General features: G+C 64.3%; 13 protein-coding genes. 7 read left to right on the top strand and 6 right to left on the bottom strand.

Features of this window, described 5'->3' with window-relative positions; genetic code table 11:
- Window positions 1-45: 45 nt before the first annotated feature.
- The 3 genes from ACMGF5_RS14580 to dinG form a co-directional block, all read right to left on the bottom strand.
- On the bottom strand, window positions 46-1,191 hold the full coding sequence (locus tag ACMGF5_RS14580; protein ID WP_046787732.1) for a serine hydrolase domain-containing protein: 1,146 nt from the start codon (window positions 1,189-1,191) through the stop codon (window positions 46-48).
- Window positions 1,192-1,298: 107 nt separating this feature from the next.
- Window positions 1,299-3,566 carry a beta-galactosidase gene (locus ACMGF5_RS14575; RefSeq protein WP_414156901.1) on the bottom strand — a complete coding sequence of 756 codons (2,268 nt, stop codon included), beginning with the start codon at window positions 3,564-3,566 and terminating at the stop codon, window positions 1,299-1,301.
- An 81-nt stretch (window positions 3,567-3,647) separates the two neighbouring features.
- On the bottom strand, window positions 3,648-5,792 hold the full coding sequence (gene dinG / locus ACMGF5_RS14570) for an ATP-dependent DNA helicase DinG (protein ID WP_115273732.1): 2,145 nt from the start codon (window positions 5,790-5,792) through the stop codon (window positions 3,648-3,650).
- 98 nt (window positions 5,793-5,890) lie between these two features.
- Between dinG and ACMGF5_RS14565 the strand changes: the two genes are divergently transcribed.
- Window positions 5,891-6,355, top strand: coding sequence for a CopD family protein (locus ACMGF5_RS14565; RefSeq protein WP_046787735.1), 465 nt, complete (start codon window positions 5,891-5,893; stop codon window positions 6,353-6,355).
- Window positions 6,356-6,371: 16 nt separating this feature from the next.
- Here the strand turns inward: ACMGF5_RS14565 and ACMGF5_RS14560 are convergent, their stop codons facing one another.
- The 3 genes from ACMGF5_RS14560 to ACMGF5_RS14550 form a co-directional block, all read right to left on the bottom strand.
- Window positions 6,372-6,647, bottom strand: coding sequence for a DUF1145 domain-containing protein (locus tag ACMGF5_RS14560; protein ID WP_012313061.1), 276 nt, complete (start codon window positions 6,645-6,647; stop codon window positions 6,372-6,374).
- Between the two features lie 19 nt (window positions 6,648-6,666).
- On the bottom strand, window positions 6,667-7,380 hold the full coding sequence (locus ACMGF5_RS14555; RefSeq protein WP_046787736.1) for an OmpA family protein: 714 nt from the start codon (window positions 7,378-7,380) through the stop codon (window positions 6,667-6,669).
- Between the two features lie 87 nt (window positions 7,381-7,467).
- A complete protein-coding gene (locus ACMGF5_RS14550; protein ID WP_012313059.1) occupies window positions 7,468-8,160 on the bottom strand; it encodes an OmpA family protein in 693 nt (230 codons plus the stop codon).
- A gap of 159 nt (window positions 8,161-8,319) precedes the next feature.
- Here ACMGF5_RS14550 and ACMGF5_RS14545 point away from each other — a divergent pair, with 159 nt between their 5' ends.
- From ACMGF5_RS14545 to ACMGF5_RS14520, 6 genes are all read left to right on the top strand, one after another.
- Window positions 8,320-8,814 (top strand): DUF6231 family protein, encoded by a 495-nt coding sequence (locus tag ACMGF5_RS14545; RefSeq protein WP_046787737.1) that lies wholly within the window; start codon window positions 8,320-8,322, stop codon window positions 8,812-8,814.
- 3 nt (window positions 8,815-8,817) lie between these two features.
- Complete coding sequence (locus ACMGF5_RS14540) at window positions 8,818-9,294, top strand: YchJ family protein (RefSeq protein WP_046787738.1); 477 nt, start codon at window positions 8,818-8,820, stop codon at window positions 9,292-9,294.
- Between the two features lie 2 nt (window positions 9,295-9,296).
- Window positions 9,297-9,773 carry an LEA type 2 family protein gene (locus ACMGF5_RS14535; protein ID WP_414156900.1) on the top strand — a complete coding sequence of 159 codons (477 nt, stop codon included), beginning with the start codon at window positions 9,297-9,299 and terminating at the stop codon, window positions 9,771-9,773.
- Between the two features lie 7 nt (window positions 9,774-9,780).
- Window positions 9,781-9,984: an SEC-C metal-binding domain-containing protein gene (locus tag ACMGF5_RS14530; protein ID WP_012313055.1), complete on the top strand. Its 204-nt coding sequence runs from the start codon at window positions 9,781-9,783 to the stop codon at window positions 9,982-9,984.
- 173 nt (window positions 9,985-10,157) lie between these two features.
- A complete protein-coding gene (locus ACMGF5_RS14525; protein ID WP_414156899.1) occupies window positions 10,158-12,599 on the top strand; it encodes a penicillin acylase family protein in 2,442 nt (813 codons plus the stop codon).
- A 108-nt stretch (window positions 12,600-12,707) separates the two neighbouring features.
- A complete protein-coding gene (locus tag ACMGF5_RS14520; protein ID WP_414156898.1) occupies window positions 12,708-13,046 on the top strand; it encodes a hypothetical protein in 339 nt (112 codons plus the stop codon).
- The last annotated feature ends 51 nt before the right edge of the window (window positions 13,047-13,097 follow it).

Below are 13,097 nucleotides of genomic sequence, written 5' to 3'. Positions count from 1 at the left end.
CATTGAGGATAGTCAAAGGGGTTGCGCAATACCCGCGTTACCCGATCAAAGGCAAGTGCCAAGGACACGCACCAGTTGCTGGGCTCTTGGGTCCATGAGCACGTAAGGGCCAAGGGTATTGACCACGAAACCGAAGGCAACGTCGTGCTCGGGGTCGGCAAAACCGACCGAACCACCTGCGCCGGGATGCCCAAAGGCCCGCGCACCCAGGCCGAAGGTGGCGTTGGCCACTGTGGGTTGGTCCAGCATGCAGCCAAGGCCGAAACGGGTCTGGGTCAGCAGGGTACGATCCTCGCCGATGCTGTGTTCACGCGTCAGTTCATCGAGCAATTCGGACTCGAGCAAGCTGCCGTCGAGCAGGCCGGCATAGAAACCCGCCAGGCTACGGGCATTGCCGTGACCGTTGGCCGCCGGTTGCTGCATGCGGCGCCACTCAGGCTTGTTGGTGCTGGTGAGGATGGCCGGCGGGTTGGTGAACGCACGGGTAGACAACGCCTCGGGCTCACGCATGGTCACCTGCAGCAAGCGCTGGGCGGCAGCATCGCCGGCGTTGCCCTTGCCGCGTGCGATATGGGCCACGCGATCGAATTCTTCGTCCGCCAGGCCTACATGGAAGTCCAGCCCCAGCGGCCGCGCGGTACGCGCCACGATCGACTCCCCTGGGCCACGGCCATCGGCGCGGCGGATCAGCTCGCCGATCAGCCAGCCGTAGGTGATGGCGGCATAGCCGTGCGCGGTACCCGGCGCCCACCAAGGTGTTTCGGCGGCCAGCGCATCGACCATGGTTTGCCAGTCATACAGGGCCTCTGCTGGCAGCAGCTCGCGGATGGCGGGCAAACCCGCCCTGTGGCTGAGCAGCTGGCGCAGGGTGACGCTCTCTTTGCCTGCCTGGGCAAACTCGGGCCAGTAGCGCGCCACCGGAGCATCCAGCGCCAGCTTGCCCTCACCGACCAGTTGCAGTGCGGTGACGGCAGTGAAGGTCTTGGTGCAGGAGAACAGATTGGCGATGGTATCGCTGTGCCAGGCCTGCTGGCCATCTTTGTCGGCGCTGCCCGCCCAAAGGTCGATTACAGTCTCGCCACCGACCTGGATGCACAGCGCCGCGCCGCGCTCCTGGGGATCATCGAACAATGCCGCAAACGCTTCGCGCACTGCCTCGAACTTCAGCTCATAGTGACCCTGGATCTGCACCCGCCTGTTCTCCGTTCGACCTTGCTGAAAAAGGGAGGCATTGTTTCAGTAGTTGGCGGTTTTGCCTACTGGGCAAGGCTGGATGATCACGCAGAAAAGCACCCTTTTCAGGGCGCCTCGTCGGTTGGCGCGCCCGTGGTAGAGCTCCCTTCGTGCAACAGGCTGCTCAACTGACCAACGGCCTGCCGGTTACGCTTGCGCACCGCCTCGACAAAACCCGGATATGGCATATCGGTGATCGCCACCAGCCCTAGGTGCCCGTTCTCGCCATCGAGCAAACGCCCGCTGGCAGGCTGGTCGAGGTACTGGAACCAGTGAGCGCCGACGATCATCGGCTGCGCCAGTGCCGCCTTGAGGAAGTTGCCGTAGGCCGGGCCCCGATCCTCTTCACGCGCCACTTCCACCGGCCCCGGCCAGAAAGGCCCACGGTCACGGGAACCGAACTGGAATTCGGACACCAGCACCGGCTTGTCCAGCTCCGCCAGCTGGGCGAAGTCGTAGCCGTCATCGGGTTTGAGGGTATAGAAGTTGAAGCTCAGCACATCGCAGAACTCGGCGCAGGCCTTGACCGCTTCGGGTGTGCTGACGGCAAAGCGCCCGCCCAGCAAAAGGTGGTTGGGCGCATGCCAGTTCAGCGAATCGGCGATGGTCTTGAAATAGGTTTCGGCGAACACCTGCTGGAAGTGCTGGTAATCGCGTTCGATCTCAGGGTGCTCGGGGTTGGGCAGCGGCGCCTCGAAGCCTGGGTCTTCCATCAATTCCCAGGCTTGCAGGTCGATGCCCCAGGCCTTGGACAGCCCCTGCTGGTTACGGTACTTGTCGCGCAGTTGCTTGAGGAAGGCACGCTTGGCCGGCACATCGGTTGTCAGACGCAGGGTGCCATAGGCAAGGCCGTAACGGGCCTTGGGGTCATTGCCAGGCGCAGCCCAGGCCAGCTCGTTATCGGCAAAGTACCCAATCAGCCAGGGATCATCCCGGTGGTCACGGGCGGCGATGGCCACGGCTCGCTCGGTGGCCATGGCGAAACGCGGATCGAACGGGTCGGGCATGCGCCCCCACCAGTCCATGCCTGTGCTGATGCTGGCATAGTCACCGACGATCGACAGCGGCAGGGTATAGGGCATGCGTTTGGCCTGGCCGAGTTCGGGGTCGCTCCAGTTGCCCAGGGTGTTGAAGCCCCAGGCCTGCAACCGATCGAGCGTATGCGCCTGCCAACGAGCGCTATACAGCGCAAGGGGCGGGCAGGGCGCGGCAGGTTGCCCCTCCTCCCCTGCCGGGCAAGGTTTGCCATGGGCGCGCTGGATGTTGGCTGCATAGAAGTCGAACCAACGCCCCTTCTTGAAGTTGCGCCCCTGCGACGATGCATTGCCATCATCGTTGTTGCCCTCGCCATAAAAGGCGGCAAGCGCGTCACCTTCGCCCGGCAGCACGCCGAACATCCCTTCGCGGCCGGCGACATAGGTACGCCCGCCATCGGCAGCCACGGCATTGACGCCCAACGAGTAGAACGGATGGCCCTCGGGGGTTACCAGGTGCCAGCGGCCGTCACGTTTTTCCGTACGGAAGAAACCCGTGGCGTCGAACGCCGGCCCCGCCAACAGGCCGCCGTAGCTGTCCAGCTGTTGCTTGTGATGCTCGGCCAGCCAGGCCTTGAGCTGTTGCTGCTCGCGGTTGTCAGCAGCTTTCAGTTGTTCATCGTTGACCACCTTTTCGGGCCAGCGGCCGCGCGTGGACTGGCCATAAGCATCGATCAGTGCGTGGTAGGCCGCCTGGTAGGCAAGGTCGTCGTCCTGAATACCGACCTTCTCGATCAGCAGGTTCTGCGCAACCTTGGGGCCGGGGATGCTCAAGCTGACAGATACCACCTGCTTGAGATCGACCTCACCGGCGCTGCTGGTCAGCAGCAACCGTTGCCCTTCATGGGTCCAGGGCATCGGTGGGCCGGCGCGCATGCCCTGGCTCAGGGGGGAACTGGCCTTGAGCGGCACCATGACCGTCTGCGCAGGCCCTGCAGGCAGGTCGATACGACTGGTCAGGGTACGGCCATCGCCGCCCAGCACCGTGACATCGACGGTCAGTGCCCAGTCCATGGCACTTTGCAGGCGCAAGGTCAGAAACTGCCCGGCCGACCAATCCCATGCGCCACTGTGAGGGCTCAGCCGCAGGGTCGGCCGTTCGACCGGGTTGAACACCACCCGCCGCAACACCTCGCCTTCTGCGGTCTGTTCTGCGTTGTACTGCGGCATCCCGGCCCCCTCAGTGACCACATTGACGACCGAAGCCGGGCGCACGAAGCTGAACAGCGTCTGCTGCCCGGCCATTGCAGAGGCGCTGAACAACAGGGTGAGAACAGCAGGCAAGGTGCGGCGGATCATAGGGCTCAGGCTCTCCTTCCAGGCCCTCATGGGCCCGCGACAGAGTGGTGGACAACGGGCCGGCACATCATGCTCCGGCCTTCAGGAAATCTCCCGCCGGAAGGGCGGCAGCGCATTGAGAATAGCCTTGCCGTAGCGTTGGGTGACCAGACGCCGGTCAAGCAAGGTAATGACGCCCCGGTCCTGCTCGGTACGCAGCAGACGACCGCAGGCCTGGATCAGCTTCAACGATGCATCGGGTACGGCGATTTCCATGAAGGGGTTGCCACCGCGGGCCTCGATCCACTCGGCCAGTGCCGCCTCGACCGGATCGTCAGGCACGGCGAAGGGGATCTTGGCGATCACCACATGCTCGCAGTAGGCACCGGGCAGGTCGACGCCCTCGGCGAAGCTGGCCAGACCGAACAGCACACTGTGCTGGCCATCATCGACCCGCGCCTTGTGCTTGTTCAGGGTTTCCTGCTTGGACAGGTTGCCCTGAATCAGCACCAGCTTGCGCCAGTCGCGGTCCAGGCCGTCGAAGACTTCCTGCATCTGTTTGCGCGAGGAGAACAGTACCAGCGCACCGCGGGCGTCCTCGACGATGTTCGGCAGCTCGCGGATGATCGCAGCGGTATGCGCCGCAGCATCGCGCGGGTCGGCCTTGAGGTCGGGCACCCGCAGCAGGCCGGCATCGCCATGCACGAACGGGCTGGGCACCACGCAGGTCATCGCATCGCGCGGCAGGCCCGAGCGCATGCGGAAACGGTCGAACTTGCCCAGCGCGGTCAGCGTCGCCGAGGTTACCAGCGCGCCATGGGCCACGCTCCACAGGCTGCGCCGCAGCATTTCGGCTGCCAGAATGGGGCTGGCGTTGACCTCGATGTCGAACAGCGCGCCGCTTTCGGCCAGGGTCAACCAGCGGGCCATGGGCGGGCTGTCTTGCGGGTCCTCGGCAGTGAAGGCGGTCCACAGCTCCCAGTTGCCTTGGGCGCGGGTGACCAGGCTGCCGAACAAGGGGTACCACTCTTCGGCCTGATGGCTGGCGATACCGATGTTGACCTCGCCGTCCATGCCTTCCTTGAGCAGGTCGGCCAGGCGAGTGAACAGGTCGTTGAGGCGGGCGAAGCCCTTTTTCAGCTCGATGCCGACGTCGCGGATCTGCTCGGGTACCACGCCGCCTTCGAAGCGATAGCGCGGGCGCTCACGCCCCTCCACGTCCTCGCTGGGACGGAAGTCGGCGACTTGCTCGCACAAGGTGAACATGAACTGTTGCTGGGTGCGGATTTCCCGCGCCAGCTCCGGCACCTGCTCGATCAGCTTGCCCAGATCGCCCGGCAACGGGTGCTGGGCCAACAGCTTGGTCAGGTTCTTGGCGGTCTGCTCCAGCCAGTCGGCAGTGGAGCGCAAACGGGAAAAGTGAGCGAAGTGGCCGATGGCCTTGTCGGGCAGGTGGTGGCCTTCGTCGAACACGTACATCGTGTCACGCGGGTCAGGCAGCACCGCGCCGCCACCCAGGGCCAGGTCGGCCAGGACCATGTCGTGGTTGGTGACGATCACATCGACCTTGCCCATGCCTTCGCGGGCCTTGTAGAACACGCACTGCTGGAAGTTCGGGCAGTGGCGGCCGGTACATTGGCTGTGGTCGGTGGTCAGCCGCGCCCAGTCCTGGTCTTCCAGGGCCTCGGGCCAGCTGTCACGGTCGCCGTCCCAACGATTGCCGGCGAGCTTCTCGATCATGCTGTTGAACAGCTTCTGGCTGCGCTCGTCGACCTCGATGTGAAAGCCCTCTTCCTCGAACAACTGGGCAGTGGCCGATTGCGCATGGCCCTCCTGCAGCAGGATGTCGAGCTTGGACAGGCACAGGTAGCGGCCGCGGCCCTTGGCCAGGGCGAAGCTGAAGTTCAGGCCGCTGCTGCGCATGAGGTCGGGCAGGTCCTTGAAGACGATCTGCTCCTGCAGGGCCACGGTCGCGGTGGCGATCACCAGGCGCTTGCCAGCCGCCTTGGCGGCCGGGATTGCGGCCAGGCTATAGGCGACCGTCTTGCCGGTACCGGTACCCGCCTCGACCGCGACCACGGCAGGCTCGCCCGCGCGGCGGCCTTCGTCGTCGCAGGCGATGTCGCCGAGTACCTTGGCCACTTCGGCGATCATCAGGCGCTGGCCATAACGCGGCTTGAGGCTCTTGGCTTCGAGAAAACGCGAGTAGGCGCCCTGGATGGTGGCTTTGAGTTCGTTGCTGATCATGGTCTGCAGGCGCCCGAAGGGCTGGATATATTTTCAGTGTTTCGCATGGGGCGGCTATCATACCCCGCTATTGCCCATTGTGCCGCATGGAGATCCGGATGCTTGCCTTTGCCCTCCCCTACACACTGCATGTCCTGGCCGCCCTTGTGTGGGTCGGCGGCATGTTCTTCGCCTGGCTGGTGCTGCGCCCGGCAACGGTTGCAGCCCTTGAGGGGCCAGCCCGGCTTCGGCTCTGGGTGGAAGTTTTCCGACGTTTCTTCAGATGGGTCTGGCTGGCGGTAGCCATTCTGGCGATAAGTGGTATCGGCATGTTGCACATGCGCTTCAACGGTTTCGAGACAGCCCCCCGGTATGTACAGGTGATGATGGGGGGCGGGATCGCCATGTTCGCGCTGTTCATGCGTATCCAGGCGCTGTTGCTGCCTGAGCTGAAGGCTGCCGTGCAGGCCGAAGACTGGGCCGCAGGTGCTGCGGCACTGGGCCGGATCCGGCGCATGGTCGGGGCCAACCTCCTGCTGGGGCTGGCGGTGGTGGCGGTGGCCAGTTCGCGGCTACCGACATAGCGAGGCAGCGCCGTGGTCAGCCACGGCGCGTCAGCTCTGCCTGCCGCGGTATGGACATCACGTGGAAAATGCCCGTCAGCAGTATCTGCAAACGATCGAACCAGCGGTGGCTGCGCCCACGCAAGCTGCCGTTGAAGAACAGCACTTCCAGAACGTGCAGCCCCAGCAAGGCGATGCCTGCGGCATTGATCAACAGATTGAACGGCAGCGGCTGTGGCAGCATCTGGTTGAACAGCACCACGCCCCAGAAAGCGATGGTCAGGGTTTTACCCACGCCCAGAATGAATTTCATCTGCCGCTCCCATCGCTGCTCAGTTCAGGTGCAGGTCCACCCGCCGGTTTTGCGCACGGCCTTGTTCGGTGTCGTTTTCTGCCACCGGCTCGCTAGCCCCGCGCCCTTCGCTCGTTACCTTCTGCGGTGCCAGGCCCTGGCTGATCAAATACTGTGCGACGCTGGCCGCGCGCCGCTCAGAGAGTGCCTGGTTGTAACTGTCAGACCCGACATTGTCGGTATGGCCAACCACCTTGATCCGCGATACACCCAACTCGCTGAGCCTGGGCAACAGGCTTTGCAGCCGTTGCTGGCTGCCCACCGTCAAGTCGGCAGAGTCGAATGCGAACATCACCTGGCCCTGATCGTCGAGGGAGATCACCTCTGGCTGGGGCTCAGGTGCAGGTTGGCTGGGCGGATACTGCGGCAGCGGGCAGCCCATGTGGTCGACCGCCGTGCCGGCAGGCGTGTCAGGGCAACGGTCACGGCGATCGAAGACGCCATCCTCATCTTCGTCCCCATCCTGGGCGTAACAGATCAGGCCGCCGGCGATCGCACCCAGGGCGCCAGCGCCTGCAGCCCAGCTCGAGCTTTCGATAGCGCCCAGGCCACCGCCGGCCAGCCCACCGAGCAGGCTGCAGATGGGCCAGGTCCGTTGATTGAGGGGCGCACTGCCGTCACTGTGGGTGGCGCAGCCTGCCAGCAGACTGGAAACCACCAGCAACGGCAGCGCCGCCTTTGACATGACACTCATGATGAATGCTCCTGTGTCGTTGGCCGCAACCGGCCTACAGGAGTAAAGACGCGCCCGCGCCACTTCTCAAGGCGCGGGCGCACGCCGTCAGCGCTCGATCTTGATCTCGGTGCGACGGTTCATCGAACGCCCATCGGCTGTGGCGTTGTCCGCTACAGGCTGGGTTTCACCGGCACCGACCACCGACACGAAGCTGGCGCGTGGTACACCGCTCTCGACCAGGTAATCGGTCACCGAGTGGGCACGGCGCTCGGACAGGTTCTGGTTGTAACTGTCGGAGCCAACGCTGTCGGTGTGGCCGGTGACGCTCAGACGAGCGCTCGGCGCTTCCTGCTTCAGGCGTGTGGAAATGGTGTTCAGGCGCTCCTTGTCGGCTGGGGTCAGGCGCGCAGAGTCGAACTCGAAGTGCACGTCACGGATGACGATGACTTCCTCCTTCTGTACCACGACTTCCTCGACCACGGGCGCCGGCTCTGGCGGGCAGCCATTGGCGTCGACCTGCACACCACGTGGTGTACCTGGGCACTTGTCACGGCTGTCCGGCACGCCATCACCATCCTCGTCTCCATCACCGTTGGCCCAGCAATAGCCAGCTGCCAGGCCACCACCCAGCAACGCACCCCAGCCAGCCCAGCTGGAGCTTTCGATGGCGCCCAGGGCAGCGCCGCCCACACCCCCGACGGCAGCGCACTTCGGCCAGTCGGTTTTTTGCAAACCTGCACAACCAGTCAACACACTGGTGAGCAGTACCAGGGGTATCGCTGTGCGTACTATGCTCATTTCGTAGCTTCTCCTAGGGGGAATCGGCATAAGGCCGATCCATGGGAGTAAAGACCGCGCTTCTCATCCCTGCCAGCAATAAGCCACGACACGGTCATACGGCGCTTTGCCCACGGCCGACAGCCCGTTAGTCTTGGAAGACCTGAACGAGGATTGGCAATGACCGACGGTTTTTCCCAACGCACACCCCAGCAGGCCCTGGCGGCCCTGCTGGAGCGCTTCACCCCGCAACGTCTGCTGCTGGTAGGCACGCGTTTTCCTGCCCTGGAGGCGTTTGCCCAGGCACATCCGCAGGTGACGATCGAGACGTGCCAGCCAGGCGCGCTTGCAGCGCATGTTGCCGCACAACGCTTCGACCTGGCATTGCTGGTGGACTGCCTGGAACATTTGCCCAAACGCGCTGGCCTGGAACTGCTGGGTGGCATCCGCAACCTCAACGCCAGCCGTGTCGCCGTGCTGGCCGACCTGCACGCCTGTGGCTGGCAGGAGACCGATTTTTTTGCCCTGGCCCTGTCGGCCAGCGAGAAATTCCGACGCGACGAGCAGGTTCTGAGCCTGTTCACCTATGATCTACATGACTACAAGCAGGTCCCCGACTGGCTCAACGCCAGGTTCTGGGCCAACCCTGAAAACTTCGGCAAGTACTGGTGGTGATCAATGAGTGTCTCGGTTTGCCCCTGTGGCAGCGGTAACCTGCTGGACGCCTGCTGCGGGCACTACCACGCCGGCACCCCGGCACCGGATGCCCAGGCACTGATGCGCTCGCGCTACAGCGCCTACGTGCTCGGCCTGATCGATTACCTGGTAGGCACCACCTTGCCAGCCCAGCAGACGGGTCTGGATCGCAACGCGATTGCGGCCTGGAGCGCCCAGAGCACCTGGCTTGGCCTGGAGGTGGAGAACGCCGAGGTGCTCGGAGGCCAGCCTGAGCATGCCTTTGTCACGTTCACGGCGCGCTGGCACGATCTGGAGGGTGATCACCAGCACCGCGAGCGCTCCGCCTTCGTGCAGCATGACGGGCGCTGGTACTTCATCGACCCGACCGTTGAGCTCAAGGCTGGCCGCAATGACCCCTGCCCCTGCAACAGCGGGCAGAAATTCAAGAAATGCTGCGCCGGCTACGTCGGTAACTGAGCGTGATCGCCCTGGCCCGCCTGTTCCTGCTCAGCGCTCTGCTGACGTTGCCGGCGGGTTGCGCGATATGGGGTGACGATGACTGGCGCGACCCGCAGGTGCACCTGGTCAAGGTCGAAACAGTCAAGGCGCGCTTGCTGGAGCAGGAGTTCGTCTTGCACCTGCGTGTCGACAACCCCAATGACAGCCGCCTGTTCATTCGTAACCTGGCTTATTCGGTCTGGCTCAACGACCTGATGCTGGTAGAGGATCAGGCCAGTGTCTGGCGCAGTGTCGGCGGGCATGCCCGGCGCACCTTCAAGATCACTGCGCGGACCAATCTGTGGCGCCAGCTCAAGCCGTTGGCCAAACTGCTCAAGAGCGAGCAGCCGCTGCACTACCGCTTGCAAGGCGAACTCGAGACCGGGCTGATCATCCACCGGGACCTGCACTTATCGCGCAGTGGTGAGATAATCCCCGGTGATTTCATACCGGAGTGACCCTGCAATGACCCAACAACCCCATGTTCATGGCCCCGACTGCAACCACGGACACGATCATCACCACGATCACGACCACGGCCATGTGCACGGCCCGCATTGCAATCACGGCCATCAGGAGCCGGTTCGCAATGCATTGAAGGACGTCGGCCGCAACGACCCGTGCCCGTGCGGCAGCGAAAAGAAATTCAAGAAGTGCCACGGGGCCTGATCAAGCCTTAAAGCGGCAAGCTTCAAGTTGCAGGAAAATGCAGGCCCGCACCTCATGCAGCTTGAAGCTACCGACCGCTGGTAAATAAAGCTTCACCGCACCTTGCACGGCGCCTGCGCGCTCACTACCTTAGCGCCATTCGAACCCCGCCACGCCTTGCAGGAGCCCTTGTCATGGCCGCCCCCGTCCTTCCTCCCTTCCGCCCACGGTTCGCCACCGCTGCCACGCTGCTCGGCATGCTCGGGCTTGCCGGTTGCCAGATGGGCGGCTATCAGGACAGTGTGCCACCGACCACCGGCGTGCAGCCGCTCAAAGGCCTGGCGCAGAATGTTTCGGTGCGCCGCAACGCCATGGGCGCACCGCTGATCGAAAGCAGCAGCTTCCATGATGCACTGTTCAGCCTCGGCTACGTCCACGCCGGCGACCGTATCGGGCAAATGCTCGCCATGCGCCTGCTGGCCCAAGGCCGCCTGGCGGAACTGGCCGGAAGCGAGGCGCTGGACATCGACCGCCTGATGCGCGCTGCCAACCTCAAGCACAACGCCACCCAGCTGTACGCCGATGCTTCGCCCCGGCTCAAGCGCTTCTTCGAAGTCTACGCCCGCGGGGTCAATGCCTACCTGTTCCGCTACCGCGACAAACTGCCGGCCAACCTCGCCAGCAGCGGCTACCGCCCGGAATACTGGAAGCCCGAGGATTCGGCGCTGATCTTCAGCCTGTATGCCTTCAGCCAGTCGGTGAACCTGCAGGAAGAACTCAGCGCCCTGACCCTGGCGCAAAAGGTCGGCAGCGATAAGCTGCCTTGGCTGCTGCCTGGCGCGCCAGACGAACCCCTGGCTGAAGCTGAGGCAGACAAGCTGAAGGGTCTGAACCTGAGCAGCCAACTACCGGGCCTGGCTGCGCTGGCAGCCGCCAGCCAGAAGCTCGCCGACCTGAACCTGCTCGGCAGCCCGGGCTCGGCCAACCTGGCCCTGGGCCCGCAACGCAGCCGCAGCGGAAAAAGCCTGTTGGCAAGCGACAGCCGCGCAGCCTGGGCCCTGAGCCCGGTGCAGATCCACACCGGCAAGTACCAGGTTGCAGGCCTGTCGTTGCCGGGCCTGCCCATCGTCCTGGCCGGCTACAACGGCAAGCTGGCCTGGAGCAGCAGCGCGGTGATGGCCGACAACCAGGACCTGTACCTGGAACGGCTGCGCCATCAGGGCAGCCAGGTCAGCTACCTGGCCGACGGCAAGTGGTTGCCCGCTCGCGCACGCAGCGAAACCTTCTTCGTCCGTGGCCAACGCCCGCTGCGCGAAGTGATGTACGACACCCGCCACGGTACCCTGCTCGCCCAGACCGGCAGCCCCAGCCTTGGGCTGGCCCTTAACTTGCCGCAGCCCAAGGGTGATCGCAGCCTGGATGCGCTGTTCGACCTGACCCGAGCGCAAACCGTGGAACGCGCGTTTGACAGCACCCGCGACGTGGCGGCTGCCGCACTCAACTTCGTGTTTGCCGAACCTGAGCACATTGGCTGGCAAGTCAGCGGCCGCTACCCGAACCGCCGTGAGGGCCAGGGCCTGCTGCCATCTCCGGGCTGGGAGGGTCGCTACGACTGGGACGGTTACGCCGACCCGATGCTGCACCCCTACGACCAGGACCCGCCGGCCGGCTGGATCGCCCATGCCAACCAGCGCAGCTTGCCACGCGGCTACGGCATGCAGCTGTCCAACACCTGGTATTACCCCGAACGCGCCGAGCGCCTGGGCCAGCTGGCCGGCAATGGCCGTCACGACAGCCGCAGCCTGATGGCCCTGCAAAACGACCAGCAGACGCTGCTGGCCGACAAGCTCAAGCAGATGTTCGACGCCCCTGGCATGGCCCAACCGCTCAAGCAAGCGATCGACGCTCTGCCAGCCGCCCAGCGCGACAAGGCCCGCGACGCGCTGGCCCGCCTCAAGGCGTTCGATGGTCGCCTGAGCCCGGTATCAGCGGATGCCGCGCTGTATGAGCTGTTCCTACAGGAAGTGGCGCTCCAGACCTTCCTCGACGACCTCGGCCCGCAATCCGGCACTGCCTGGCAGGCGTTCGTCAGCAATGCGCGCCTGTCCTACTCGGCCCAGGCCGACCACCTGCTTGGCCGCGAAGACAGCCCGTTCTGGGATGATCGCACCACGGCGCAGAAGGAAGACAAACCGGCCATCCTGGCCCGCAGCCTGGCCGCTGCCGTGGATGCAGGTACAGCCCAGCTGGGTGCCGACCGCCGCGCCTGGCAATGGGGCAAATTGCACCAATATCGCTGGCCTGCCCCTGCTTACCACGGCCTGGGCGATGCGCTCAGCCGATCGCCACAGGCGGCTGGCGGTGACTTCAGCACCCTGGCCCTGACGCCTTATGCGTGGGGCAGCGATTTCGACACCCGCCTGCCGGCCTCGGCACGCATGATCGTCGACTTTGGCCAGGCAGAACCACTACAGGTACTGACCAGCACCGGACAATCCGGTAACCCGGCCAGTGCCCATTTCAGCGATGGGCTCGATGCCTGGTTCAAGGGCCGGTTCATGAGCCTGCCAATACAGCCGCAGCATTTTGCCCGGGCCTATGGCAACCAGCGGCTGACCCTGGTGCCAGGCCGATAGGCCCAGCGTTTCCATCTGTATCCCTCAAGCCTCGGTGCTTAGCATCCTTTCTTGCCGCGCTCGTTCAGACAGCGAGTGCGGTCAACCCATCAAAAAAGGATGTTCAGCATGAGCAAAGAAACCCTCACGATCGAAGTGTCCTGGCCTGCATCGCTGGCCGTACCGGAGGGCAGCACCATTGACATTCAGCTGTGGGCCGGTAACGACAAGGCAGGCTACAGCATGATCGACGGCGATTTCTCGACGCCAGCAACCGCGTCGCCAGTCACCCTCGAAATCCCTTACGACAGTCAAGACCTGCAGAGCCATGACGGCACCACCACCTGGGACCACTTCCATACCTCCCCACGGCTGGTGCATGGCGGCTTCATCAAGAACATCGCCTACGCCGAAAAAATCAGCGTGGCGCAGACCAAAGGCGCGGCCTGGAAAATGGCCCTGCGCTGAATAGCCCGCAGCCAGCCCTGACGTGCAGGGCTGGCTGCCAACACCACGCGA

This window comes from Pseudomonas sp. BNK-15 (assembly GCF_047456105.1).
GTDB lineage: Bacteria > Pseudomonadota > Gammaproteobacteria > Pseudomonadales > Pseudomonadaceae > Aquipseudomonas > Aquipseudomonas putida_E.
Note: the sequence above shows the minus strand (reverse complement) of the source record. Positions and strands in the feature narration are given on the sequence as shown.